Here is a 24,931-nt window from a genome sequence, read left to right as displayed (position 1 = left end):
GCGGTTCTCCGTGGCTTGCGTGACTGGGGCGGGGGTGGTCAGAGCGAGTGGAAGGGCAGGCCCGCGTCGGCGACCAGGTCGTCGGTGGTGTCGGGCGGCAGCAGGCTGGCGGTGCCGTCGGAGACGGGGACGACGCCGAGGTCGAGCAGTTCGGCCATGGCGGCGCTGCCGGCCAGGTCGCGGACCTGGAGCTGGTAGCGGGCGGTGGTGCGGTAGGTGCCGCCGGAGTCGTCGGAGACCTTCTGCAGGAAGCCGGAGTCGACGAGGAAGAGCACGGCCTTGGCGACGATGCCGATGGTGGAGCCGGACAGGCGCCGGGCGTCCTTGGTGGCGCCGGTGGCGGTGCGGCGGGACCAGACGCGCCAGGCGGCCTCCAGGCCGGGGGCGTCGGTGCTCGGGTCGGTGTTGGCGCCCTCGGCGTCGGCCTGCTCCTCGAGGCGGCGGCACGCCTGGCGGACGAAGGCGTCGACGCCGTTGACGGTGATCCGGCCGAGGTAGGTGTCGTCGGCGAGGTCCTCGGGGCGGGGGAAGGCCATCGCGGCGGCGGCGAGGTGGGCCAGGCCGTGCAGGAAGCGGTCGGTGGACTCGGAGGCGGCGCGGCGCGAGTAGTCGCCCATCCGGACGGCGAACAGCGAGTCCTCGGCGGCGGCGACGGCCATGCCGGCGCGCGGGGAGACCTCGAGGACGACCAGGCCCATGCCGGTGGCGATGGCGTCGGCGAGGCGGGCGAAGGGCGGGTCCTCGCGGTGGCGGCGCACCAGCTCGGCGTACTCGGCGTCGCGGGCGGGCAGCAGCTTGGCCTGGAGGCCGAAGGAGACCAGGCGGGCGGCGTCGGCGACGTCGGCGGGGGTGATCGGCGCGGGGGCCGCGGGTTCGCTCTCGCCCGCCCAGGACGTGTCGTGGTGGGTCGTCACGGGCGGTGCTCCTCGGTGCTGTTACGGGTGTTCTGGGTGTCTGAGGGGGCCGGGTGTCTGAGGGGGCCGGGTGTCTGGGAGGGCCGGTTGCCTGAGGGGCCGCGCTCAGCCGGCGTCCTTGCGCTCGGCGGCCATGCCGGCCGCGTCGAGCAGGGCGCTGCCGACGATGAGGTCGGCGCCGCCGAACTCCCGGTCGTGCAGCGGGGTTCCGTCGTCGACGGCGAAGAGCAGCCGCTCCTCGCCCTGGCGGTAGGCGGTGCCCACCGGCGGGCTGGCGGCGTGCACGGCGAGCAGGGCGACGAGGTAGGGCAGGTCCGGGTCCTGCTTTCGGGCCTCGGCGAGCAGGCCGGACAGGCGCCGGGGGGCGTCCGGGGGCAGGTCGAGCAGCAGCAGGGCGGCTTCGAGCTGCGCCTCGGAGAAGCGGCTGTCGTCCGGGGTGGCGACGAGGTCAGGGTCGGGCAGTTCGGCGCCGAGGTGCTCGCGCTCGACGGGCGGGGTGAGCAGCAGGTCGACGAGGTCGGTGACGCGGACGGAGACGGGGGTGCGCAGGCCCGTGCCGAGGGCGAAGAAGGCGTCGGTGGGGCGGACGGCCTGTTCGACGGGCAGCCGCAGGACGGGGGCGAGCAGCTGCCCGTACAGGTCGATGCCGCTGCGGGCGCCGGGGGTGGCGAACGCCTGACGGTCCTGTTCGGCGCGGAAGAGCGGGCCGGCCTCCAGCAGGCGGGTCTGGAGCTGGGTGTGGCGGCGGATGCAGTCCTTGACGATGTCGACGAGTTCGGCGGCGCGGCGCTTGTGCTCGGCGTCCTCGGCCTCGTCGCGGGCCTTGCGGATGTTGGTGAGGATCGCGTTCTCGTGCCGGTAGCGGTCGGCGATGTGGTCGAGCGCCTCGTCGATGAGGTCGGGGACGGCCTGCATCCAGTCGACGGCGCGGACGTTGCGGCGGGTGGCCTCCAGGGCGCGGCGCAGCGTCTCGGCGTACTGGACGGTGCGGTAGCGGGCCTGTTCGGCGGCGAGCTGGGCGTCGGCAAGGCGGCCGCGGCGGATGAGCACCTCGAGCTTGACCTCGGCGGCGATCTGGGCCGAGGTGACGTCGGTGTCGAGGGCGCCGACCAGGACGTTGACGGCCTCGTCGGTGGTGCGCAGGTAGACGCCGCCGTCGGGGCCGGGGACCTCTTCGATCAGCTTGAAGTCGTAGTCCCGGCGCACGTAGGCGCCGTCGGCGCCGAAGGTGCCGTAGACGGCGCGGAAGCCGCGGTCGACGCTGCCGACGTTGATCAGCGACTCGAGCACCCAGCGGGCGACGCGCTCGTGCTCGGCGGCGTGCCGGGCGGGGGCCTGGGCGGCGACGCGGGGCAGCATCCGGGCGAGGACTATGTCGCGGTCGGCGCCGGTGTCGAAGTCCATGTGGAGGGTGACCAGGTCGATCGCGGCGAGGCCGACCTCGGCCATCGCGTAGCCGCCGTACTCGCCGGCCAGGTTGACCTTGCGGTTGTCCAGGTCGTGCAGCGGGGCGGTGCAGGCCAGCGCCTTGAGCCGGCGGGCGAGGCCCTCGTCGGCGGCGGGCCCGGGCGCGGGGCGCGCGGCGGGCACGGCGGCGGCGCCGGCGACGGCGGGCCGGAGTCCGGGCTCGGTGGGCGGGTCTGCGATGGCGGTCACGGTGGACAAGATTAGGGGTTCGCACCGACATCGACCGAAACGGACCTCCAGGCCAGGGCATGTTGAACACGTTCAAATATAGGGTCTAGAGTCGTGCCGTGCAGGCGGGACAAGGCCCGGCCTGCGATTTCGGCGGGCCCGGCCATGCCCGGGCCCGCCCTGCACGGAGGTGTGTGCGATGGACGGCCGACCCGCGAATGTCCCGCCTGCGGATGTCCCGCCCGCGGCTGCCCTGCCAGCGGTTGTCATGCCCGCATCCGTCCTGCCTGCGGATGTCCTGCCCGCGGATGTCCTGCGACGTGTCCGGCGCTGGCTCTGGTTCTTCCTGGTCTGCCTCGTCCTCAGCGGACTGACCGCCTTCCCCCTGGAGACCGAGACCCGGCTGGTGGTCGACCTCCTCCACGGGCCCTTCGCCCCGGTCGCCGACCTCATGCCCGGCGCCACGGCCTGGTTCGAGCACGTCCACCAGGGCATCGTCGAGACCGACGAGCACTACCCCTTCCTCCGGTACGGCACCGACTGGCTCGCCTTCGCCCACCTGGTGATCGCCGCCGCCTTCTGGGGGCCGCTCAAGGACCCGGTCCGCAACATCTGGGTGATCCGCTGGGCCGTCCTCGCCTGCGGGGCCGTCATCCCACTGGCCCTGTTCTGCGGGCCGGTGCGAGGGATCCCCGTGGTGTGGCGATTCATCGACATGTCGTTCGGGGTCTTCGGCGTCATCCCCCTGCTGATCGTGCTGCGGGCCCTGCGACCGCTGGAACGTTCCTTCGTGGGAGGACCGGCCGAGAGCTGAGCGGGCCGCGCCCCGGCGCAGCCCCCGGGCGCGCGCCGGGGCGCCGCGCGCCCGTACGTGCGCCGGGGGTCGGGTCACGGAACACGGGCGTCATCCGCAGGCCCTACCATCTGGCTCAACAGCAGCTGGGAGGCGGACTGCGTGGCCGATGCGGTGATCGATCTCAATGCGGACCTCGGCGAGGGATTCGGGCGCTGGACCCTGACCGACGACGAGGCGCTGCTGTCCGTCGTGACCAGCGCCAACGTCGCCTGCGGCTTCCACGCCGGCGACCCGTCGACGATGCGCCGGGTCTGCGCGCTCGCCGCCGAGCGGGGCGTGCGGATCGGCGCCCAGGTCTCCTACCGCGACCTCGCCGGCTTCGGCCGCCGCCCCATGGACGTCCCGCCGGAGGAGCTGGCCGACGAGATCGCCTACCAGATCGGCGCCCTCCAGGTCTTCGCGCTCGCCGCCGGCTCCCGGGTCTCGTACGTCAAACCGCACGGCGCGCTCTACAACCGGGTCGTCGACGACTCCGAACAGGCCGAGGCCGTCGTCGCGGGCGTGCTGCGGGCGGGCGCGATCTGCGGCGGGCCGCTGCCCGTCCTCGGGCTGCCCTCCTCCCGGCTGCTCGCGGTGGCCGAGGGCGTCGGGCTGCCGGTCGTCACCGAAGCCTTCGCCGACCGCGCCTACACCCGGACCGGCACGCTCGTGCCGCGCCGCGAACCCGACGCGGTGGTGCACGACCCCGAGTCGGTGATCACCCGGGCGGTGGGCATCGCCCGGGACGGGTCCGTCGAGTCCTCGGGCGGCGAGCGCATCGGCGTCGCCGCCCGCTCCCTGTGCGTCCACGGGGACACCCCGGGGGCCGCGCAGCTGGCCTGGCGCATCCGGGGGGCGCTGGCCTCGGCGGGCATCCGGGTGGAGGCGTTCACGTGACGGCGGGGGCGGGGCCCGGGGCTCGGCCCGACGAGGGTCGGGCCCTGGGTCACGTCGCGCGTCGCGTCGTGCGTCGCGTCGGTGAGCGGGCGCTGCTGGTCGAGCTCGCCGACACGGACGAGGTCTCCGCCCTGTACGCCTGGGCACGAGATGCGCGGGCGGCGGGCGCGCTGGGCGAGGTCGAGGAACTGGTACCCGCGGCCCGCACCCTCCTCCTGGACGGCGTCGCGGACCTCGACGCCGTCGCCGCCCTGCTGCGCACCGCCCGTCCACGCGGGGCCACGGCGGCGGGCGGGGCGCTGGTGGAGGTGCCGACGGTGTACGACGGCGCCGACCTGGCCGAGGTCGCCGCGCTGTGGGGCGTCTCCGAGGAAGCGGCCGTGCGCATCCACACCGCGCCCGAGTACGTGGTCGCCTTCTGCGGGTTCGCCCCCGGCTTCGGCTATCTGACGGGCCTGCCCCCGCAGTACCACCCGCCGCGCCGGGCCACCCCGCGCAGCGCCGTCCCCGCCGGCTCGGTCGCCCTGGCCGGCGCGTTCACCGGCGTCTACCCGCGCTCCTCCCCCGGCGGCTGGCAGCTGCTCGGCCGTACGGCGCTGCTCCTGTGGGACGCGGCGCGGCGGCCGGCGGCGCTGCTGGAGCCGGGGGTTCGGGTGCGGTTCGTCGCGGTACGGGCCCCAGGTGCGCCTTCGGGTCTCGCCGGGGGCGCGGCACTACGTATGTAGTGGCACTACTCGCGTAGTGACACTACAGATGTCGTGGCCGTCCGGCCCCTCCGCCCGGCAGAGGAGAACGAGTTGAGCGAGCTGCTGACAGTGCGGCCAGGGCCGCTGACCACCGTGCAGGACCTCGGGCGGCGCGGCGTCGCGCACCTCGGGGTGCCCAGAGCCGGGGCGCTGGACGAACCGGCGCTGCGGGCGGCGAACCGGCTGGTCGGCAACGAGCCCGGGGCGGCCGCCCTGGAGACCACGCTCGGCGGGGTCGCCCTGCGGGTGGTCGGGCGCCCCGCGGTGATCGCGGTGACCGGCGCGCCCGCGCCCGTCCTGGTGGACGGCCGACCGGCGGCCTGGGGAGCGGCGGTCACGGTACCGGCCGGGGCCGTGCTGGAGGTCGGGACGGCGACCGCCGGGGTGCGCAGCGTGGTGGCCGTGGCGGGCGGCATCGCCGTCGCGCCCGTGCTCGGCAGCCGCTCGACGGACCTGCTCGCGGGCCTGGGCCCCGCCCCGCTCGCCGCCGGCGACCGCCTGCCGGTCGGCCCTCCTCCCCCGCACGCGCCCCGGCCCGACCTGGTGCCGCTGCCCGGCCCCGGGGCCGAACTGGTCCTGCGGCTGCGCCTGGGCCCGCACGCGCACTGGTTCACGCCCGGGGCGCTCGCCCGGCTCGGCCACGACCGGTACGCCGTCTCCCCCGCGAGCAACCGCATCGGCCTGCGCACCCAGGGCCCGCCGGTGGAGCGCGCCCGGGCGGGCGAACTGCCCAGCGAGGGCATGGTGCTGGGAGCGGTCCAGATCCCGCCGGACGGCCAGCCGGTGGTCTTCCTCGCCGACCACCCGACGACGGGCGGCTACCCGGTGATCGGCGTCGTCCCGGCCACCGACCTCGCCGCCGCGGCCCAGGCCCGCCCGGGGACCCCCGTACGCTTCACGCCCCTGCCGGAAAGGTAGGCCCGCGGCCGAGCAGGACCTCGGCGATCAGCCGCGGCGCCGGGTCGAGCGCGGTGCGCCCGCCGTCGACGACCGACCAGCGGGTGTTCTGGAGCACCCGGCCGAGGGTCCAGGCCGTCGCCTCCGCGCGGTCGAGGTCCAGCGCCTCGGTGAGCAGGTCGAAGCGGCGGCGCAGCGCGCGGGCGGTGTCGCCGGTGGCGCGCAGGTCGTCCCAGCGGTTGGTGAGCGCGGGCAGGAGTTCGAAGCCGGGGTGCCCGGCGAGGGGTTTGGGGTCGATGGCGAGCCAGGGTGCGCGGCCGTCGCCGTCCGGGAGCGGGGCGAGGACGTTGCCGTAGTGGAGGTCCCAGTGGAGGAGGCGGTCGCCGGGTCGGGTGCGGACCTCCGTCAGGGCGCGGGCGCAGGCGGCGATCAGCCGCCGTTCGTCCGGGTCGGCGAGCCGGCCGTGGATCCCGGGGGCGTCGAGGAGCAGGTCGTGCGTGATCTCGCCCAACTGCCGCATTCCCGGCGGCGCCTGGTGTCGCGTCAGTTCGCTCAGCAGTTCGGCGATGGCGCGCAGCGCCTCCTCCTCGGGCACGTCGAGCAGGGTGCGGGTGGCGTCGAGGCGCTCCAACAGCATGGCGCCGGTGGCCGGTTCGTGGTCGAGGAGCCGGACGGCGCCGCGCCCGTGCCAGGTCCGCAGGGCGAGCGGTTCGCCCTGTGTCTCCTCGTCCACCGGCTGGAGCTTGAGCGCGGCCCGCGAACCGTCCGCGCGCCGTACGGGCAGGACCAGCGCGACCACCCCGTGTGCGGCCGGGCCGTCCGGGCGCAGCTCCCAGCGCTCCAGCGACTCCCGCGCCAGCGCGGGCAGTCCGCGCACCCAGGCGAGCCCGCCCGGGCCGAGGTTCTCCTCCAGGGACACCGCCAGCGCGGGCGGGATCTCGACGGCCGTCACGGGAACGCTCCTCTCGGTTCCGGTCAGCGTAGAGGAGGAGCCGCGAGGGCCGCGGCGGCGGCCTCGGCGAAGCCGTCCGGGTTGTCGATCATGAGATTGTGCCCGCTGTCCGGCACCGCCACCACCCGTACGCCCGCCGCGCGCAGGGCGTCGGCGCCGGCCGGTTCGCCGTCGGCGGCGGGATGGAGGAAGGTGCGCGGGTGGTCGAGGGCGAGCAGCATCTCGCGCATGGTCGGCACGCTCGCCCGGGCGAGGTGGACGGCGCTGCGGTGGAGCGCCTCGGGGCCGGCCAGCCGCATCGTGGACCACCAGAACGGGCCCACGCGCTCGGCGACCTCCTCACGCCCGCCGTTCAGGAACTGCTCCTCGGTGTAGCTCGCGATGCCGCTGCTGCCCGGCCGCAGTGGCGTGGGGGCGATCGGGTCGAGGTTGGCGTCGGCCAGGAGGAGCCGGGTGACCAGCCGGGGGTGCCGGTGGGCGAGGACGATCGCGACCGCCCCGCCCATGCTGTGGCCGATCACCTCGACGCTGTCGAGTCCGGCCGCGCCGACCGCCGCCGCGACGGCGTCCGCGTGTTCCTCCAGGGTGTACGCGCGGTCGGCGGGCCGGTCGCTGAGGCCGAAGCCGAGCAGGTCGAGCAGCAGCGAGCGGCGCCCGGCGAGCAGCGGGTGGGTGGCGGCGGCCGCGAAGTAGGCGGGCGAGCTGGAGCCGAGGCCGTGGAGGTAGAGCCGGGCGGGTTCGGCGCCGGGCAGTTCGACCCAGCGGATGCGGTCGCCGTTCGGGGTGACGGGGGCTTCGAGCATGGCGGGGCTCCTTCCGGAGCGGTACGTCTCGGGCGGGTGGCGGGGTGACGGGGTGTCTGGAGCACCGCAACCATACCTCGCCATCGAGGTATCTCAACAGCGATATACCCGCACCCCGAGGGACGGATCTGCGACAGTGGCCCCATGCTCACGCTCGCCATCCTCGGATTCCTCCACGACCGGCCGCTGCACGGCTACGAGCTGCGCCGCCACCTCAGCGCGCTCACCGGCCACGTCCGCCCGATCAGCGACGGCACGCTCTACCCCGCGATCAAGCGCCTGGAGACCGCCGGCCTGCTCGTCCGCGAGACCGAGCCCGGCAGCGCCGCCGCCCCCCGGCACACCCTGCACCTCACCGAGGCCGGGCGCGCCGCCCTGCTCGACCGCCTGCGCGAGCCCGAGCCGCTGGACATCAGCGACGAGAACCGCTGGTTCACCGTGCTCGCCTTCCTGCGCCACCTCGCCGACCCGGCCGCGCAGGCCGTGGTGCTGCGCCGCAGGCTGGCCTTCCTCAGCGAGCCGGCGAGCTTCTTCTACGAGGGCCGGCGCCCGCTCGGCGCCGAGGACTTCGAGGACCCGTTCCGCCGGGGCCTGCTCCTGGTCGCCCGCGCCACCAGCGAGGCCGAACTCGGCTGGCTGCGGGCGACCTTGGCGGAGCTGGAGGGCCGCCCGCGAGACTGACCGGATTCCGCCGGTCAGCTGCCTTCCGCCCCCACGGAACGCGTGTTCCGATGGTCGGCATGAGCGACGACACGTACACGAGCAATGAGCGGCGCCCCGGCTACGAGGGCACGGGACCGGGGGCGATCACCCCGGACGGCTGCGCGGTCGAGATGTGGACGCGCCTGCCGGTGGGCGACGGCCCGGACGTGATCGAGGCATCCGTTCCGGCCGGGGCCACCATCCTCGAACTCGGCTGCGGCGTGGGCCGGATGACCCACCCGCTTGCCGACAAGGGCTTCACCGTGACGGCCGTCGACGAGTCCCCGGACATGCTGGCGCGGGTGCGCCCCGAGGTCCGCAAGGTCCGCAGTCCCATCGAGAGGCTGGACCTCGGCGAGCGCTTCGACGTCGTCCTGCTCGCCTCCTTCCTGGTCCACGCCGGGGACGAGAAGGTCCGCCAGGGCCTGCTGGAGACCTGCCGCCGCCACGTCGCCGACGACGGCTGCGTGCTGATCCAGCGCGAGGGCGGCCAGGCGCACAAGGACGTGCCCCGTGAGGTCATGGTCGGCCCGGACATGCTCGCCCGGGTCGTCTCCTCCACCCCGATCGGCGACGGCGTCAACTCCGTCTTCGTCGAGTACGAGTTCCCGGACGGGAACTGGACGCAGACCTTCCTGTCCCGCCCGCTGACGCCCGAGCGGTTCGAGCGCGCGCTGACGGAGGCCGGGCTGCGGATCGAGACCGTCCTGAGCGGCGACGGCACCTGGGTGCGGGCCCGTCCGATCGTCTGACGCAGCCCGCACCCACAGCCCGCGGCCCGCAGCCGCGTACGAGCCCGGTGCGCAAAGTCCGATTAAAGGGTGAACCAAGTACTGTCATCTTCACCCCGTACCATCGGCCGCGCGCCGGGCTCGTGCGCGGCCGTGGGCCGTGGGGGTCGCGGCGCCCCGCACCGCCCGCCAACGACCCGCGAGGAACCGCTCATGCCGCACCCGCACGACCGCCGCCCGATACCCCTGGCGGGTGCCCGGTGAGCGAATGGTTCCACGGAGCCGTCCTCGGCCTGATCCAGGGGCTCACCGAGTTCCTGCCCGTCTCCTCCAGCGCCCATCTGCGGGTCTTCTCCGCCCTGTTGGGCTGGGACGACCCCGGCGCGGCCTTCACCGCGGTGACGCAGCTCGGCACCGAGACGGCCGTGCTGATCTACTTCCGCAAGGACATCGTCTCGATCATCCGGACCTGGGCGCTGTCCCTGTTCCGTCCGGCGCTGCGCTCCGAACCGGACGCCCGGATGGGCTGGTTCGTCATCATCGGCACCCTGCCGATCGGCATCCTCGGCAAGCTGTTCCAGGACACCATCGAGACGCATCTGCGCGATCTGCGGATCGTCGGCACGACCCTGATCGTGTTCGGCCTGGTCCTGGCCTTCGCCGACCGGACGCGGGCGATCCGGCACGCGAAGCCGATCACCGAGCTGACCCTGCCGCACGCGGGCCTGTACGGCCTGGCCCAGGCGCTGGCGCTGATCCCGGGCGTCTCGCGCTCCGGCGGCACGATCAGCGCGGGCCTGCTGCTCGGCTACAGCCGGGAGGCGGCGGCCCGCTACTCCTTCCTCCTCGCGATCCCGGCGGTGCTCGCCTCAGGAGTGCTGGAGCTGTTCAAGATCGGCGAGGGCCCGGCACCGGCCTGGGGGCCGACCGTCCTGGCGACGGGGATCGCCTTCGTGGTCGGCTACGCGGCGATCGCCTGGTTCCTCAAGTACATCTCGCACAACAGCTTCCTGCCGTTCGTCGTCTACCGGGTGCTCCTCGGCATGCTGATCATCGGTCTGGTCGCGGGCGGGGTCCTGACGGCCGACGCGGGCTCGGTGAAGTAGAACGGCGTTTCAGATCCGAGCTCTCCCGCTCAGTCGTCCGAGCGCTCCCGCTCAGTCGAACGGGGAAGCTCGAACAGCGAAAGACCGTGGGCCGGGACTCCGAGGAGTCCCGGCCCACGGCCGTGTCTGTGGTGGGAGGTGCGCGCCTGACGCGGTGCGGGCCTGACGCGGCCGTACCCTAACGCCGGAACTCCCGGGCGGCGGCGGTCAGCCTGCCCCGGACGGCGGCGTGGACCTCGGCCTCCTCGGCCGGGTCGGCGGCGAGCCTACGCAGCCGCTCCAGCACACGCGCGTCGCCCGTGGTGGCGACATGGCGCGCGGCGAGCTCGCGCGTGGACTCCTCGCAGTCCCAGAGGCACTCGACGGCGGGCCCCTCGGGGAAGTGCACGTCGGTGGCGGCGAGCGCCCGGGCTGCGCGGCCGCGCAGCTCCGAGGAGACGGCCTCCCCGTAGATGTGGCGCAGGACGGGCACGGCGTCGGCGGCGGCCAGCCGCCCCGCACCGTCCACCAACGACCCCAGACCGCAGCCGCTCACGCCCCGCACGGACACCCACCGGCGCAGGCCCGCGACGACCAGCGGACCGTCGTCCGGTTCGCCGGCGTCGGCGAGCAGGCGCACGGCGGCCTCGCCCAGCGCGCTGTCGGCGGCGCCGCCGACCGGGTCGGCCCAGCGGCGGGCGTGCGCCAGCACCTCGGGGCCGCGCATCCGGCCGAGCAGTTCCAGGGCGGCGCGCACCACGCGGTCGTCCACGTCGGCGGCGGCGGCCTCGATCAGCCCGATGGCGGCCGGATCGCGCTGGTCGACGAGGTGGCGCAGCGCCGCTCTGCGGGCGCCGGGCAGTCCGTCCCTGGCGGCCTCCAGCAGCAGCGGGCGGTCCTCGGGGCGGACGACGGCGGTCAGGCAGCGGGCGGCCGCGGCGGCGCGGCGGTCCACGGCGTCGGGCGCGTCCGGGTCCTCGTCGGCGCGCGGCGCGGCGCCGCGGCCGAGGAAGTCGCCGGCGCCGAGGCCGCCCAGGTCGCCCTGGTCGGCCCAGGCCAGCACGTCGGCCGTGGACCAGCCCGGGGTGACGCCGCTGCGGTTGAGCTGGCGCTGCCACAGGTCGAAGGGTGAGTGCTCGGAGGCGGCCGCGACCCTCGGGTGGTAGGCGGCCCACAGGCGCCAGGGCCGGGGCTCGTAGGCGTTGCGGATGAACTCGCGCAGCTCGGCGTCCCCTTCGGGACCGGGCGCGAAGTGGTCCAGCACGGCGGTTCCGAGCAGCAGCAGGCCCCGGTCGTCGTCCCGCAGGGCGAGCTCGTCCAGGGCCCAGGCCCAGTTGGCGCCCGTGGCGGCGTACTCGCGCAGCATCAGCAGCGCGTCGCGACGGCCGTAGGCGGCGAGGTGCCCGAGGACGGACAGGGCGAGGCCGGTACGGCACTCGTCGTCGCTGACCAGGTCCTCGGCGGAGTGGAGGTGGTCCTCGATCCCGTCGAGGGGGGCTTCCAGCTCCATGTAGAGGCGGGCGTAGTAGAGGGAGCGGCCCTCGACCTGCCAGTCGGCGCGCGGATCTCTGGTGACGCATTCCTCGAGGGCGGCGATGGCCTCGGTGCGGTCGGCGGCCAGCGCGTGGAGCTGCCCGTCACCGCGGCCTCGCTGCAGGAGGCCGAGGAGGCTGGCACTAGGTGCTATCACTGGCTCGAACATGAGGTCAGCATCCGTTGCGGCGGTCGTAGTGGCAACGGGATTTCCGTCGCCGGGGTCTCTGGTCGGTACTGCGGCGGGCGCCCGGGCGCCGGAATCACCGAAGGTTACCGCCTCGGGCACCCTTCCGCACACAGGGCGACGGAGGGCGGCGCCACAGTGGCATATGCCACGGGAATTTTGCGTGCGTTCTGTCCAAATCGCCCGCACGGGTGAGGACGCTGTGCGACAGTCGTCCCGTCACCCCCACGGCCCGCATCCGGCGGACCGCACCCGACCGATGGACCCGTCATGACCATGCCGTTACGCCCCACCACCGCCACCCGCCCGCCCGGCGACGCCACGGCGGACGGCGCGCGGACGGGCACGGCGGACGGGGCCGCGAGGGGCCGCCCGCAGCCGGACGGGGCGGACGGCGGAACGGACGGCGGCAGAGTGACCGGCGGCGCGGAGAGCGGCGCGGGAACCGGCGCGGACAGCAGCGTGGACAGCGGCATCGGCGTCGGCTCCGCCGAGTGGGACCTCCTCACCGACGAGGTCCGCTGGAACGCCGAGACCTACCTCCTCCTCGGCTGCGAACCGGGCACGGCCCCACTCAGCCTCGACCGCCTCCCCGACCGCCTGCCCGAGGCGGACCGGCCGCTGCTGCGCCGCATGATGACCGACGCCCTGGTCCACGGCCGCCCCTCCGCCGGAACGGTCCGCGTCCGCCGCGCCGGCGGCCGCCACGACGGCGTCGAGTGCGCGGGCGAACCCGTCCTCGGTCCTGACGGCACCGTCACCGCCCTGCGCATGCGCCTGCGGCCCGCTCCGGTCGACTAGGACCTCGGCGTGGCACTACTCCGGTAGTGGAACTACTGCAGTAGTGGCACTACGGGAGTAGTTCCGGACCCTCCGGCCGCCCCGCCCCGGACGCCGCCCGCCTCAGACGCCGCCCGCCGACCGCGGCCGGTTCTTCGCGTCCGCGATGCGCAGCTGCCGCCCCAGGTCCTCCCGCAGCTCGTCCACCACCGGCAGGCCCCGGTAGCGCGCCGTCAGCCGGTACATCTCCCGCAGCCGGTCCCACGTGCGGTGCGAGGAGTTCTGGGCGATCCCGTTCAGCGCCATCCGCGCCTGGAACGCCGCCGCGTCCGGCTGCCCGGTGATCCAGTGCACCGAGGCCAGGGTGATCCGGTCGAACAGCGCCGAGCGCAGCTGCCCGGTGCCCTCCCGCAGGGCGATCACCCGCTCCGCGTGCCGCTGCGCCTGCGGGGCCGCCGAGGCGTCGTGCTCGGCCAGCGTGCGCAGCACCAGCGCCTGCATGCCGCGCAGTTCGGCCTCGTCGAACACCTGCATCCAGGTCGGCGCCGGCTCCGACGCCTCGTCGGCGAACAGCTCCTCGGCCTCACCGAGCAGGCGGTAGGTGTCCTGGGCGTGCCCGACCGAGGCGTGCGCCCACGCCTCGACGGTGTTGAACATGGCGCGCGTTCTGGGCAGCAGCCGGCCGCCGGTCGTCTTCGCCGCCGCCATCAGGTCGATCGCGTCGTCGGCCCGGCCCAGGTGGACCATCTGCCGAGCGGCGCGCGAGACCGCCTCCCCGGCGCGCGGACGGTCGTCCGCCTCCTTGGCCGCGTCCGCCGCGATCATGAAGTACCGCTGGGCGGTGGGCTCCAGGCCCACGTCGTGCGACATCCAGCCGGCCAGCACCGCGAGGTTGGCCGCGACCAGCCACAACCGCTGCTCCACGGCCGTGCCGTGGCGGTGGGTCAGCAGCCCGCCGACCTCGTTGAGCTGGCCGACCACCGCCTTGCGCTGCAGCCCGCCGCCGCGCGCCGCGTCCCAGGCGCGGAACACCTGCACGGAGCGCTCCAGCGACTCCACCTCGTCGAGCCCGATCGGGCCCGCGTCGTACGTGTCCACCGCGGGGCGCGCCCCGCCCGCGGTGACCACCTGTCGGGGCCCGGGCACGGAGGCCGCGTAGGCGACGGCGTCCCCTCCCAGCCAGCCCTTGAGCGAGTCGGCGATGACAGCCCCGGCCGTGAGCGCGGCGCCCGCGCCCACCAATCCACGTCGGTTCAGCATGAGGTCCATTCCCGTGAACTCGGTGAGGACCGCGGCTGTTCGATCCGGCGACCACGGGACTGGTGCGGAGGCTGACGACGCCCCTTGGGACCTGGTGGGCCGGTGTCGTTCCAGACCGAGGTCCTCAGTGGTGACGACACGGCCGAGCCGCTCCGTGAACACGGCTGCCAGCACCCGCGGAACCGGATCGCGGGGGATCTCCCCCTGTTCGATCCAGCGCCGTACCCTCGAGGTGTCCGTGGACAGCTGCTGCTGGCCCAGCGCGGCACCCCGGCGGTTGACCAGCCGGGCCAGTTCGCCCTTGGACCATCCGGTCAGGACGAACAGGTCGGCGAGTCGGGTGTTGGGTTCCCTGCTCAAGTGAAGCCCCCAGGTTTCCTCGGCACCTCCGAGGCTAGAGCGTCCGGCAAGTGCCGGGCGAGCATTCGCCACGGTTCGCCAGGGCCCGCCAGACTACTAAGCCAGTGCGCCGCGGGTGTGTTGTAGGGGTGCGCCACCTCGCCTCCGGGTCGGGCGGCGTCCCACCGGTGTCGGGGCCGTCCCCCGACCGTGGCACGGGACGCCTCCGGTCCTCACCCGAGGGGGTGGCGCGGCCGGGTGGCGCGGGGGCGCCGGGCACGGCCACGGCTCTCCGGCCGACCGCATTCCCCAGGGTGCGGCCGGCCGACAGCCGAACAGGGGTTCCTGACCCCGCGTCCGTGCCCGGCGCCCGCGCACCACCCGGTCCGACCGAAGAGCAGGGCCGCCGCGCGCAACCCCCCTGGAGCGCACGGCACCGGCCCTCCCCCGCACCGCGGGGCCGCACCCGCAGCCGGACCGGAAGGGACCACCCTCACCCCATGCACTCCTCAGCGACGACCCCGACGCCCACCGCGACCCGCACCGCGCTGCGTCCCCCCACCGCAGCCACCGGCCGCCCCGGCCCCAAGCAGGTGCCGCCGGGCACGCGGCCGATCGCCCCGCGCGGCGTCGAGGGCCGGACGGCCACGGGCCGGACCGCCGAGGGCCGGGTCGTCCCGGCCGACCGTACGGCGCTGGGGCTGCGCGCCCCCGAGGCCGTCCCCGCGCCCGGCCAGCGCCTCCCGCTCGCCCGCCAGGCCGACAGCCAGGTGCTGCGCCGCCCGCACCGGCCGGGCGCCCCCCTCGGACCCGAGCGGGTCGACCCCTCCGCCCTGCAGACCCCGGCCGTACGGGCCGCGCTGGCGAGCGTCTCGCGGATATGTCCCGCGTTCACCCCGCGCCAGGTCCTGCGCGAGGGCAGCCGCCACATCCTGGTGGCGGGCACCATCGGGCGGGCGCCGGTGGTCGCCAAGTGCCTGGCGCCGCAGGCGGTGCGGAGTGAGTACTTCGAGCAGCTGGTGGCCGACTTCCACCACGAGGTCGCGGTCTACCGGGCGTTCGTCCGCCACCGCCCGCCGGTGCGGCTGCCCCGGCTGGTGGCCGCCGACCACGACCGCTGCGTGCTCGTCATGGAGCGCGTGCCCGGACGCCCGGCCGCCCGCGAGCGCCACCCCGTCAACGCGCCCACCCCGGGCGAGGTGCGGGCGCTCCTGGGGGCCGTGCGGACGCTGAACCTCTGGCGGCCGCCGAGCGACGTGTTCCAGCCGCGCCTGGACTACCAGTTGGAGATCTCCCGCTACCACTCGGTGGGCCAGCTCACCGACCGGGACGCGGGCGACCTGCGGGGCCTGCTGCACGGCCTGGGCCACACCCCGATGCAGCTGTGCCACGGCGACGCGCTGCTCAGCAACATGCTGCTGGCGCCCTCCGGACCGGTCCTGGTCGACTGGGAGCAGGCCGGCTGGTACCTGCCGGGCTACGACCTGGCGGTGCTGTGGAGCGTGCTCTCCGGGGACACCGCGGCCCGCCGCCAGATCAGCCAACTCGCCCAGAGCGGCGGCACGATGGCCCGGGACGCGTTCCTGGTGAACCTGGTGCTGGTGCTGATGCGCGAGATCCGGCTGTACGACGTGCCCGGCGCCGGCGAGGAGCAGCGGATCATGATCCGCCGGCTCTACGACGACGCCGCGCTCGCCCGCCGCGCCGTCCGGGCGGCGGTCGGCACCCGCTGAGCCTCCGGACCGCCGGATCGCTGGACCGCTGGACCGCTGGACCGCGATGCTCCGCTACGGCCGGGCGCCCCGCTCGAGGGCGACCCGGCCGGCGGCGTCCAGGACGGCCTCCTCGGGGGCCAGGTGCACCCGGCTGCTGAGCACGTCCCGCAGGTACCGCTCCAGGGGGTGACGCCGGCTCAGGCCGGGGCTGCCGGTGAGGGCGACGGCCTGCTGGACGGCGGTGGTGGCGGCCCGGATCGCCAGCAGGTGCGCCGGGCCCGTCCGGGCGACGGCCTCCGGATCGCCCCGGTCCACCCGGGGGGCGAGCCCCTCCACCAGTTCCTCGGCGCCGATCAGGTGGGCCTCGATCTCGCCGAGGGCGCAGCGGTAGCGGGGCAGGGTGCCGAGCGGCTCGGTCAGATTGGCCGGGGTTCGCTGGTTGAGGAAACGAATCAGCCAGTCTTCGGCGGCGCGGGCGACGCCGATCGCGACGGCGGCGAGGGCCAGGTCGTGCCAGGCACGGGCGAGCCGGGCCTCGGTGTCCTCGACGGCGAGCCCGGACGCGGGGGTCGCGGTGAGGCCGAGCGCCAGGTCGGCGGGGACGCGGACGCCGTCCAGCACCACGTCGTGGCTGGCACTGGCGCGCAGGCCCAGCTGGTCCCAGGTGGGGTCGATCTCCAGGCCCTCGCTCTCGCCGCGCACGAGGAACGTCCCGGTCCTGGGCTCGGGTTCGTCGGTCCGGGCGGTCACGGCCATCCAGGCCAGGGCCTCGGCGCCGGTGCAGTACGTCTTGCGGCCGGTGAGCAGCCAGCCGCCCTCGCCGTCCGGTCGGGCCACGGTCGCGGGCGGGGTGCCGGGTTCCCGCCCGCCGGGTTCGGCGTCCAGGGTGTTGACGAGGGCGGGCCCGCGCCGGGACTCGGTGAGCAGCCGCCGGTAGCCGGCCGCGGGCCAGCCGGGGCGGCGGGCCTCTCCGGCGTGCCGGAGCAGGGTGAAGGCGGTGACCACGGCGACGGAGGCGTCGCCGCGCCCGAGCCGGGCGAGCACCCGGACGGTGTCGGCGAGCGTGCCGCCCGGCCCGCCGTGGCGCGGGGAGACGGTCAGGGTGAGCAGTCCGGCCTCGTGGACGGCCTCGATGCCCTGGTACGGGAAGGTGGCGTCGCGGTCGTGCTCCTCGGCACGGGCGGCGAGCAGGTCGACCACCCGGGGCAGCCGGGCCAGCGCCGCCTCGACGGCCTCCCGGTCGGGCGCCGGGCCGGGTTCGGCGGACCGCTCGCCCGCCGAACGAGCGTCCCGGGGCTGCGTGGTTCGGCTCTGGGCCGTTCGCGGCTGTGCGGTTCGCGGCTGTGCGGCGCGGGAGCGGCCGCGGGCCGGGCGCGCCTCCGCGGCCGGTTCACCGGAGGAACGCTCGTCCGTCGGACGATCGTCGGTGGAACGATCCTCGCTGGAACGATCACTGCGCGGACGGTCGGCTGCGGCGATGGTCGTCATGATGCTGGTGCCTCCGGGCGGCGGCGTGGGCTCGGCCCGTACGGCCCGCCCGTCGGGCGGGGGCGTCGTACGGAGGGCGCGGAGCGGCACGCGGGACGGACACGTCGGACGGGCGTGCGGAGAGCGGTCGGCGGCCCCGGAGTCCGGCCGGTGCACGGCCCGCCCCCGGTCTCGGCGCGTGGACCGCCTTCCGGTCCGGCCGCGCCCGCCGCCACGGGGACGAATCCCCTCAGCGGCCCGGACACGCCGCGCTGGCGGTGCGTCGCAGGTCGAGGTGCCTACGACGGGTCAGCAACGGGAGACGGCACGGCATGTTCGCGACTGTACGAACCGTTGATCGATACCGTCAAGCAGCGTCCGGCCCCCGGGCGGGGCCGCTCCGGCCGGCCGCCGTGACCGGCCACCGGGACCGGCCGGCCCGACCGGGCGTCAGCCCTGCTGGAACATGTCCGACGGGAGCGGCTTCAGCAGCTGATAAAGGTCGTCCGAAATCGGTCGGTCCCAGGAGGCGATCGTCACCTGGACGCCGTCGCTGCGGCCGAACTGGGCGCAGAACACGCGCTCCTCGCTGACCTTGACCTTCTTCACGATCAGCAGGTCGTCCCCGAGCATGACCGGGAAGTCCTCGACCGAGACGAAGTCGACCGACTCGTCGTTCTCCAGCGCCGCGAGCAGCTGCCGCACCTCGAAGGGCACGTTGTCGCCGGTGTCCCGGGCGGGCGAGCCCTCGGGGAGGTTGCCGATGAACATCGCCGGGCCTCTGCCGCCGAACAGGTCGTAGCGCAGGAAAATCCCCTGGCAGGAGCCGTCCGGGCCGGTCATCATGGCCGCACCGAAGTCACCGGGCCAGTCGCCCGGGTCCATCGCGAGCACGTCGAAGTCCGGGCCGGCGGGCTGTCCGGAGCGACGGCGGAGAAAAGACATGGGACCATCGTACGTGCCCGGCACACCAGGCTCGCGGGGTGGGTGGGGCATCTTCCGGACCCGTGCGGGGGCAGGCGGGAGATCGACGCTCAGAGACCAATGTTGACTCTGAGCAACCGTCCGGGCTACGTTCGGTTCTGCACGACAGCCGTTCCGGGTTTCACCCTCCGGGGGGACGGCATGTCGCAACGCGGCCCTACCCGCGTATCCCTCACTGTGCACCTGTCGTGCCGAACCGCCGAGCACCCAGCTTCGTCGTCCGCACACAGCACCACACACAAGCCAACAGTTCCATCACCACAAGCCAGATTCGCGGGGCCCCGGCCTGTCGCTCCGTGGATCTGCTCGGGACGCCGCCGCGTGGGGGCGTGCGGGTCCCGAGCGTTTGGGTGCCGTCCGTCGAGTCGCTCTCGGCGTCGGCGCCAGCCTCCCGGCGACTGCCGGCCCCTTGTGGGCCGGGACCGGCCGACGCACCCCGGTGCGCAGGGGATGACTGGGAGGATGGCCTGGCAGGCATGCCGGGCCGCACAGCAGGCGCCGTGTCTGGCCGCGTGGGGGCGGTGGGCACGGCGTCTGCCTGTGCTCATACTCTGAGCTGCGTTTGTCTAACAGTCAACAGAAATTCTGACGGGGCACGCTCAATAGATCATCAGTTGTGATGTTCGTGCCCGGAGTCCCTCGCGGAGTGATCCCGTACCGGACGGGACCACTCCGCTTCGAGGTCGTCCGGCCGAGGCGCCCGGACGCGGGATCAGGTCAGGTCGAACTCGCCGTCCCTGGCACCGAGCACGAAGGCCCGCCACTCGGCCGGCGTGAAGACCAGGACCGGACCGTCCTCCTGACGGCCGTCCCGCATCCCGATGTAGCCGTCCACGAACGCGATCTGGACGTCCCCGACACCCTGGCTGCTGCAGAGCCACTCCGCGCCGGTGAAGTCCACCTTCGGCTTCCCGCTGGGGGCCAGCTCCGGCTGGGCGCCCCCGGCCTGCACGTCCGTCCCGCTGTTGACTGTCACTGATCGATCTCCTCCCGACGGCATTCCGGGGCCAGCCTAGCCACAGGCCCGCGGCCCGGTCAGCGGGTTCGCGAGGTCTCCCCCCGGGAGGGTGGCGGCCCCCGGGAGGCGCCGGGGCGTGTCCCGACCGGCGGCGGGCTCCGGCAACTGCCACAGTGGCGCCAGGGCGCGCGGCGGGCCCCGCCGGGGCCTCGGCCCGCAGAGCCCTGCCCGAGGGATCACCGACCGGCCCCAGCCGCCTTCAGACCACCTCGCGATCGGAACCGACCGGGCCGGACCGAATGGGACCGGACTCGACCGGCGCCGGCCGCGATCCACCGCAAGCGCCCAAGGGAGCAGCCGATGAGCCGCCGGGAAGCCACCCGCGCCGACGTCATCCCCATCTCCGACGCCCCCTCGGCCCACCCCCCGGCGCCCCGGACGCCCACCACGCTGCCCCGGCCCACCCCGGCCCGGGCGGGGACGCACGGGCGGGTCGGGATCGTCCTGGTCTCGCACAGCCGGGAACTGGCCACCGCCGTACGGGCCCTGGCGCTCGCTCTGGCCGGTTCCGACTCCCCCGCCCCGATCGCCGCCACGGGCGGGGACCCGTCGGACGGACCGGGCATCAGCGCGGTGCTGGTGGCCGCCGCCACCCGCCGGGTCGACCAGGGCCACGGCGTGGTCGTGCTCGCCGACCTGGGCGGCGCCGTCACCACCGTGCGGGCGCTGCTGGCCCAGGCGGACGAGCACGGGCTGCCGTTCCCGGTGCGCTTCGCCAACGCCCCCTTCGTCGAGGGCGCAGTGGCCGCCACGGCGACGGCCACGGCCGGCGGGGACCTCACGGCCGTCCTGGACGCGGCCGAGGAGGCGTACCGGCAGCGGAAGGGATAGGGCCTCTCCTTCGGATCTTGCCGGGCGACAACATCCGAGAGAGGCCCCAGAGGCTTCCTCAGGGCCGCCGGGCGCCGTCCAGGGTGAAGAAGGCCGGGCCGGTGGACTCCAGGGCGTCGCGCAGCCGCTGGTGCTCGGCCTCGATCATCGGCGGCAGCCCGTCCAGCGGGAACCAGCCGACCTCCAGGGACTCGTCGTCGTTCACCCGGGCCTCGCCGCCGACGGCGCGGCAGCGGAAGGTCAGCACCAGGTACTGCGTCACGTCGCCGTTCGGGTACGTCACCTCGGGCGTGACGCTCGCCGAGGCGAGCAGCTCCGGCACGACCTCCACGCCCGTCTCCTCCAGGCACTCGCGCACCACGCCGTCGGCCGGCTGCTCGCCGGGGTCGAGGATGCCGCCGACCGACGCCCAGCGCCCGTCGTCGGAGCGGCGGGCGAGCAGCACCCGCCCGTCGTCGTCCCGGACGACGGCGACGACGGCGCTCAGCCAGAGGGGGCGGTGGCCCACGACGGCGCGGAGTTCGGCGAGGAAGTCAGGGATGGCCATGGGCGGCAGACTACGGGTACGCCCGGACGCCCACGCGCATTCGCGGGAGCGGGAAGATGAAGCCGATGCCGGGAATTGGTGAAAAAAGAGCGAAGAGTATTGCGGGACGATGGGGAATTCGGTCGCGGTGACTGAATTCGATCGTTGTCGTACCGACTTCGATCAAGCCCCGATCGCCCCCGGAGCGGGTGGCTCCGGGCCCGTCAGAGCGCCGCGCGGCGGCGGTCGCGCAGCACGCCGAAGGCGATCCGTCCGAGCAGCAGGACCCCGGCGGCCAGGCATCCGGCCACTGCCATCGCCCAGGCCGGACCGTCACTGTCCGGAACGACCACGGCCACGACGATGCCCAGCGCCAGGCAGGCCAGCCCGGCCAGGGTGAGCGGAATCTGGTGCGTGACCAGCGCTCCGCCGCTGCAGGCGCGCGCCAGCCGGGTCGCACCGTGCAGGTGGAGGGGATCACGGTCCGCATCTGCCATGAGGCCAAGGTACCCCGGGCGGGCGGCGAAGGCAGCCCGCGGAACGTAGGGAACCGGCCACCCTGCGCCACCGCCCCGAACGGCACGGACGGTCGCTTTCCAGCTCCACAATCAGTCCACGGAAAATCCCCATCCCCCCGGTACAACCATCCATGCGGTGCAGCGGTCTCATGGGCATCGAGTGATCCGGGAGCCGCTCGCGGGACGGTTGTGCACCCCCTGTACACCCCCACCGCGAACCGGAATTCCCAGGGGGCGGAGCCGCCGCGCCCTGGGGCCGGGGGACGGGCTCCGCCCCCCGGCGGTACCACCACGCCGCTCGGCAACCGAGGGGGAACCGTGCCGCAGTCCCAGTCCACGACGTCGATCTCCCGGGCCCCGACCGGGCCCCCGTCCCCGCTCCGCGCACTGCCGCCCCCGGCGGCGGGCGCCCGCGAGGCCGACCGCCACGGGGGCGGTCCGCACGCGGGCGCCGACTCGAACAGGATGACCGTGCTCCCGTCCGGGACGGCGGAGCAGCAGGACGCACGGGGCGAATGGCTGCGGTTCGCCCCCGTCCAGCCGCTCTTCCGGGCCCGGGCCGCCCAGCGCCTCGCCGTGCTCGCCTACCACGGGGTGACCGACCACCGGACGTTCGGCGCCCAGCTCGACCGCCTGCGCAGGCTGGCCACCCCGGTCTCGCTCGGCGCCGTGCTCAAGGCCGTCACCGAACGCCGCCCGCTGCCCCCGCGCAGCGTGCTGGTCACCTTCGACGACGCCGACCGGAGCGTCCTCACCCACGCCCTGCCCGCACTCGACGCCCGGAGGATCCCGGCCACCGCCTTCGTCATCTCCGAACTCATCGGCACCGAGCGCCCGTTCTGGTGGCACGAGGCCGACTTCCTCGCCCGCAACGGCGGCCGGGCCCGCTCGCTGGACTGCGGGCACCCCTCCCAGTTGCTCCCCCGGCTCAAGGCCATGCCCGACCCGGACCGCCGGCGCAGCCTGCACGAGCTGCGGGTCAGCGCCGACCGGCGGCCGCCGAGCCAGGAGCAGCTCACCCCGGAGGACCTGCTGGCCCTGCGGGACGGCGGCGTCGCCATCGGCAACCACACCCAGGGGCACCCGTGCCTGGGCCGGTGCGACGACGCGACGGTGCGCGCGGAGATCACGGGCGCGCACGAGGCGCTCACCCGCTGGCTGGGTGAGGCGCCCACCGCGTTCGCGTACCCGGACGGGGGTCATGATCCACGTGCTGAAACCGTTTTGCAGGAGCTCGGGTACCGGCTCGGGTTCCTCTCCGACCACCGCCTCGGCCCGCGGCTGCCGTCCAACCCCCTGCAGATCAGCCGCCTCCAGGTCGACTCGTCGACCACCACCCGCCGCTTCGACACCATCCTGTCGGGCCTCGAGCCCGCCTACCGCCGCTGGCGCGGCCAGGCGGTGGCCTGAGAACACGCGGGTCTGAGGAGGCGCGTACGGGAACGCGCCCCCGGGAGGAGACGATGCGCGGGAAGTCGGCCGAACCGACTTCCCGCGCATCCGTGCGTCGTGGCGCCCTTCGCGGCGTTCCTTCGCCGTTCCGCAGCCGCGCCTTCGCCGTCCCTCAGCCGCGCCTCAGCCGGCGAGGGCCGCCGTCAGACCGCGGCCCTGCGGGTAGAGGGCGGCGGCGGCCGGGAGGACGGTGGGTGCGCCGGCGTGCAGCACGGTGAGGGTGCCGGTGCCGGGCGCGCCGGGGGCGGCGGCGCGGCGCAGCGCCTGGGCGGCGACGGCCTCGGCGGAGCCGTGGTAGGTGACGGCCGGGGAGACGACGGGGGCGAGGGCCTCGCGGATGCGGTCGTCCACCAGTTCGTAGTGGGTGCAGCCGAGCACCAGCTCGTCCGTGCCGGCGGGCGTGCGGGAGGCGGCGTCGGCGACGGCGGCGGTGATCGCCTCCTCGTCCCCGTGCTCGATCGCGTCGGCCAGGCCCGGGCAGGCGACCTCGGTGACCTCGGCGGCGCCGCCGAACTCCCGGATCAGGCCCCGCTGGTAGGCGCTGCCGGTGGTGGCCGGGGTCGCCCAGATGGCGACGCGGCCGCCGCGGGCGGCGGCGGGCTTGATCGCCGGGACGGTGCCGATCACGGGGATCCGCGGCTCCAGCTCGGCGCGCAGCGCGGCCAGCGCGTGGACGGAGGCCGTGTTGCAGGCGACGATCAGGGCGTCCGGCCGCTCGGCGGCGGCGGCCCGGGCGCAGCCCAGGGCGAGCTCGGTGATCTCCTCAGCGGTGCGCGGCCCCCAGGGCATCGAGGCCGGGTCGGAGGACAGCACCAGATCGGCGTCCGGGCGCAGCTTCCGAAGGGCGGCGGCGGCGGCCAGGAGGCCGATCCCGGAATCCATCAGTGCGATCTTCACGGGTCAAGACTCTAGTCGATCCGCCTCTCGGGGCCGGTTGTGCGGCAGACTGCCGGGGTGACCGTCCTGCTGTGGATCGCCGCATCGTCCCTGCTGATCTGGCTCTGGCTGGCGTGCTGCCACGGCCTGTTCTGGCGCACCGACGTCCGGTTGCCGGCGCGCCGCCCGCCCGCGCGCTGGCCGGTGGCGGCGATCGTGGTGCCGGCGCGGGACGAGGCGGCGGTGCTGCCCGCGAGCCTGCCCTCGCTGCTGGCGCAGCGGTACCCGGGGCGGGCGCGGGTGATCCTGGTGGACGACCACAGCTCGGACGGGACGGGCGCGCTGGCGGCCGAGCTGCGTACGGTCGGCGGGCTGGACCTGACGGTGACCACTCCTCCCCCGCTGCCGCCGGGCTGGACGGGCAAGCTGTGGGCGCTGCGCCACGGGGTGGAGCTGGCCGGGCCGGAGGCGGAGTACCTGCTGCTGACGGACGCGGACATCGCCCACGGCCCGGATTCGCTGGCCGACCTGGTGGCGGCGGCGGAGTCGAACGGCCTGGACCTGGTCTCGCAGATGGCGCGGCTGCGGGTGGAGACGGCCTGGGAGCGGCTGATCGTGCCGGCGTTCGTCTACTTCTTCGCGCAGCTGTACCCGTTCCGGCGCAGCAACCGGCCCGGTGCGCGGACGGCGGCCGCGGCGGGAGGCTGTTCGCTGGTGCGGCGGGAGGCGCTGGAGCGGGCGGGCGGGGTGGCGGGGATCAGGGGGGCGGTGATCGACGACGTGTCGCTGGCCCGGGCGGTGAAGTCCTCGGGCGGGCGGACGTGGCTGGGCCTGGCGGAGCAGGTGGACAGCGTGCGCCCGTATCCGCGGCTGGAGCAGCTGTGGCGGATGGTGTCGCGCAGCGCGTACGCCCAACTTCGGTATTCGCCGGTGCTGTTGGCGGGGACGGTGGCGGGGCTGGCGCTGGTGTACCTGGTGCCGCCGGTGGCGGTGGTGGCCGGGGTGGCGGCGGGGTCCTGGGCGGTGGCGGCGGTGGGCGGGGCGGCCTGGGCGCTGATGGCGGGGACGTTCGTCCCGATGGTGCGCTACTACGGGCGGCCGGCGCCGGCCGCGCTGCTGCTGCCGTTCACCGCCGGGCTGTACCTGCTGATGACGGTGGATTCGGCGGTGCAGCACTGGCGCGGCCGGGGCGCGGCGTGGAAGGGGCGCACGTACCCGGCGCCCTCGCATTCCGAGGACGGCTGAACG

At 75.0% G+C, this 24,931-nt stretch carries 25 protein-coding genes; 12 read left to right on the top strand and 13 right to left on the bottom strand.

Features of this window, described 5'->3' with window-relative positions:
* Window positions 1-38: 38 nt before the first annotated feature.
* Window positions 39-914: a hypothetical protein gene (locus ACIBCA_RS35485; protein WP_396287270.1), complete on the bottom strand. Its 876-nt coding sequence runs from the start codon at window positions 912-914 to the stop codon at window positions 39-41.
* A 105-nt stretch (window positions 915-1,019) separates the two neighbouring features.
* Window positions 1,020-2,504: a hypothetical protein gene (locus ACIBCA_RS35480; RefSeq protein WP_396287296.1), complete on the bottom strand. Its 1,485-nt coding sequence runs from the start codon at window positions 2,502-2,504 to the stop codon at window positions 1,020-1,022.
* A gap of 313 nt (window positions 2,505-2,817) precedes the next feature.
* Between ACIBCA_RS35480 and ACIBCA_RS35475 the strand changes: the two genes are divergently transcribed.
* The 4 genes from ACIBCA_RS35475 to ACIBCA_RS35460 all read left to right on the top strand — a co-directional run bounded on the left by ACIBCA_RS35475 (window position 2,818) and on the right by ACIBCA_RS35460 (window position 5,945).
* Entirely contained in the window at window positions 2,818-3,363 is a 546-nt protein-coding gene (locus ACIBCA_RS35475; RefSeq protein WP_396287269.1) for a hypothetical protein, read from the top strand.
* A gap of 141 nt (window positions 3,364-3,504) precedes the next feature.
* Window positions 3,505-4,281, top strand: a complete 777-nt coding sequence (locus ACIBCA_RS35470; RefSeq protein ID WP_396287268.1) for a LamB/YcsF family protein — start codon at window positions 3,505-3,507, stop codon at window positions 4,279-4,281.
* A gap of 68 nt (window positions 4,282-4,349) precedes the next feature.
* The gene (gene pxpB, locus ACIBCA_RS35465; protein ID WP_396287266.1) at window positions 4,350-5,006 is read left to right on the top strand and encodes a 5-oxoprolinase subunit PxpB; all 657 of its coding nucleotides are present in this window, start codon (window positions 4,350-4,352) and stop codon (window positions 5,004-5,006) included.
* Window positions 5,007-5,078: 72 nt separating this feature from the next.
* Complete coding sequence (locus tag ACIBCA_RS35460) at window positions 5,079-5,945, top strand: biotin-dependent carboxyltransferase family protein (protein WP_396287264.1); 867 nt, start codon at window positions 5,079-5,081, stop codon at window positions 5,943-5,945.
* On the opposite strand, the gene ACIBCA_RS35455 is transcribed toward ACIBCA_RS35460, so the two are convergent.
* Complete coding sequence (locus tag ACIBCA_RS35455; protein ID WP_396287263.1) at window positions 5,923-6,876, bottom strand: aminoglycoside phosphotransferase family protein; 954 nt, start codon at window positions 6,874-6,876, stop codon at window positions 5,923-5,925. The genes ACIBCA_RS35460 and ACIBCA_RS35455 overlap by 23 nt on opposite strands.
* A gap of 23 nt (window positions 6,877-6,899) precedes the next feature.
* On the bottom strand, window positions 6,900-7,679 hold the full coding sequence (locus tag ACIBCA_RS35450) for an alpha/beta fold hydrolase (RefSeq protein WP_396287261.1): 780 nt from the start codon (window positions 7,677-7,679) through the stop codon (window positions 6,900-6,902).
* Window positions 7,680-7,823: 144 nt separating this feature from the next.
* Between ACIBCA_RS35450 and ACIBCA_RS35445 the strand changes: the two genes are divergently transcribed.
* The 3 genes from ACIBCA_RS35445 (at window position 7,824) to ACIBCA_RS35435 (ending at window position 10,218) form a co-directional block, all read left to right on the top strand.
* Window positions 7,824-8,360, top strand: coding sequence for a PadR family transcriptional regulator (locus ACIBCA_RS35445; RefSeq protein ID WP_396287259.1), 537 nt, complete (start codon window positions 7,824-7,826; stop codon window positions 8,358-8,360).
* Window positions 8,361-8,419: 59 nt separating this feature from the next.
* Window positions 8,420-9,133 (top strand): class I SAM-dependent methyltransferase, encoded by a 714-nt coding sequence (locus tag ACIBCA_RS35440; RefSeq protein WP_396287257.1) that lies wholly within the window; start codon window positions 8,420-8,422, stop codon window positions 9,131-9,133.
* Between the two features lie 239 nt (window positions 9,134-9,372).
* Window positions 9,373-10,218: an undecaprenyl-diphosphate phosphatase gene (locus tag ACIBCA_RS35435; protein ID WP_396287256.1), complete on the top strand. Its 846-nt coding sequence runs from the start codon at window positions 9,373-9,375 to the stop codon at window positions 10,216-10,218.
* A 178-nt stretch (window positions 10,219-10,396) separates the two neighbouring features.
* Here ACIBCA_RS35435 and ACIBCA_RS35430 read toward each other — a convergent pair whose 3' ends face one another.
* On the bottom strand, window positions 10,397-11,899 hold the full coding sequence (locus tag ACIBCA_RS35430; protein WP_396287254.1) for a HEAT repeat domain-containing protein: 1,503 nt from the start codon (window positions 11,897-11,899) through the stop codon (window positions 10,397-10,399).
* A gap of 288 nt (window positions 11,900-12,187) precedes the next feature.
* Here ACIBCA_RS35430 and ACIBCA_RS35425 point away from each other — a divergent pair, with 288 nt between their 5' ends.
* The gene (locus tag ACIBCA_RS35425; protein ID WP_396287252.1) at window positions 12,188-12,718 is read left to right on the top strand and encodes a hypothetical protein; all 531 of its coding nucleotides are present in this window, start codon (window positions 12,188-12,190) and stop codon (window positions 12,716-12,718) included.
* Between the two features lie 102 nt (window positions 12,719-12,820).
* On the opposite strand, the gene ACIBCA_RS35420 is transcribed toward ACIBCA_RS35425, so the two are convergent.
* Window positions 12,821-14,317 carry a hypothetical protein gene (locus ACIBCA_RS35420; protein ID WP_396287251.1) on the bottom strand — a complete coding sequence of 499 codons (1,497 nt, stop codon included), beginning with the start codon at window positions 14,315-14,317 and terminating at the stop codon, window positions 12,821-12,823.
* A gap of 479 nt (window positions 14,318-14,796) precedes the next feature.
* Between ACIBCA_RS35420 and ACIBCA_RS35415 the strand changes: the two genes are divergently transcribed.
* Window positions 14,797-16,029 carry a phosphotransferase gene (locus ACIBCA_RS35415; protein WP_396287250.1) on the top strand — a complete coding sequence of 411 codons (1,233 nt, stop codon included), beginning with the start codon at window positions 14,797-14,799 and terminating at the stop codon, window positions 16,027-16,029.
* A 54-nt stretch (window positions 16,030-16,083) separates the two neighbouring features.
* Here the strand turns inward: ACIBCA_RS35415 and ACIBCA_RS35410 are convergent, their stop codons facing one another.
* The 4 genes from ACIBCA_RS35410 to ACIBCA_RS35395 form a co-directional block, all read right to left on the bottom strand.
* Window positions 16,084-17,499 carry an acyl-CoA dehydrogenase family protein gene (locus ACIBCA_RS35410; RefSeq protein WP_396287249.1) on the bottom strand — a complete coding sequence of 472 codons (1,416 nt, stop codon included), beginning with the start codon at window positions 17,497-17,499 and terminating at the stop codon, window positions 16,084-16,086.
* Between the two features lie 229 nt (window positions 17,500-17,728).
* The gene (locus ACIBCA_RS35405) at window positions 17,729-17,812 is read right to left on the bottom strand and encodes a putative leader peptide (RefSeq protein ID WP_350526312.1); all 84 of its coding nucleotides are present in this window, start codon (window positions 17,810-17,812) and stop codon (window positions 17,729-17,731) included.
* A gap of 116 nt (window positions 17,813-17,928) precedes the next feature.
* Window positions 17,929-18,423 carry a hypothetical protein gene (locus tag ACIBCA_RS35400; protein ID WP_396287248.1) on the bottom strand — a complete coding sequence of 165 codons (495 nt, stop codon included), beginning with the start codon at window positions 18,421-18,423 and terminating at the stop codon, window positions 17,929-17,931.
* Window positions 18,424-19,174: 751 nt separating this feature from the next.
* Entirely contained in the window at window positions 19,175-19,438 is a 264-nt protein-coding gene (locus tag ACIBCA_RS35395; RefSeq protein ID WP_396287246.1) for a DUF397 domain-containing protein, read from the bottom strand.
* A gap of 342 nt (window positions 19,439-19,780) precedes the next feature.
* Between ACIBCA_RS35395 and ACIBCA_RS35390 the strand changes: the two genes are divergently transcribed.
* Window positions 19,781-20,311: a PTS-dependent dihydroxyacetone kinase phosphotransferase subunit DhaM gene (locus ACIBCA_RS35390; RefSeq protein WP_396287245.1), complete on the top strand. Its 531-nt coding sequence runs from the start codon at window positions 19,781-19,783 to the stop codon at window positions 20,309-20,311.
* 58 nt (window positions 20,312-20,369) lie between these two features.
* Here the strand turns inward: ACIBCA_RS35390 and ACIBCA_RS35385 are convergent, their stop codons facing one another.
* Window positions 20,370-20,858: an NUDIX domain-containing protein gene (locus ACIBCA_RS35385; RefSeq protein ID WP_031071449.1), complete on the bottom strand. Its 489-nt coding sequence runs from the start codon at window positions 20,856-20,858 to the stop codon at window positions 20,370-20,372.
* A gap of 203 nt (window positions 20,859-21,061) precedes the next feature.
* Complete coding sequence (locus tag ACIBCA_RS35380) at window positions 21,062-21,334, bottom strand: hypothetical protein (protein WP_396287243.1); 273 nt, start codon at window positions 21,332-21,334, stop codon at window positions 21,062-21,064.
* A gap of 339 nt (window positions 21,335-21,673) precedes the next feature.
* Here ACIBCA_RS35380 and ACIBCA_RS35375 point away from each other — a divergent pair, with 339 nt between their 5' ends.
* Window positions 21,674-22,765: a polysaccharide deacetylase family protein gene (locus ACIBCA_RS35375; protein WP_396287241.1), complete on the top strand. Its 1,092-nt coding sequence runs from the start codon at window positions 21,674-21,676 to the stop codon at window positions 22,763-22,765.
* A 165-nt stretch (window positions 22,766-22,930) separates the two neighbouring features.
* On the opposite strand, the gene ACIBCA_RS35370 is transcribed toward ACIBCA_RS35375, so the two are convergent.
* A complete protein-coding gene (locus tag ACIBCA_RS35370; protein WP_396287238.1) occupies window positions 22,931-23,704 on the bottom strand; it encodes a glutamate racemase in 774 nt (257 codons plus the stop codon).
* A gap of 66 nt (window positions 23,705-23,770) precedes the next feature.
* On the opposite strand from ACIBCA_RS35370, the gene ACIBCA_RS35365 reads away from it, so the two are divergent.
* Complete coding sequence (locus ACIBCA_RS35365) at window positions 23,771-24,928, top strand: glycosyltransferase (protein ID WP_396287295.1); 1,158 nt, start codon at window positions 23,771-23,773, stop codon at window positions 24,926-24,928.
* Window positions 24,929-24,931 lie beyond the last annotated feature (3 nt).

Origin of the sequence: Kitasatospora sp. NPDC051170 (assembly GCF_044455705.1) — a bacterium.
Classification (GTDB): Bacteria; Actinomycetota; Actinomycetes; order Streptomycetales; family Streptomycetaceae; genus Kitasatospora.
The sequence above is the reverse complement of the archived record's forward strand: the minus strand, read 5'-3'. Positions and strand labels throughout refer to the sequence as shown.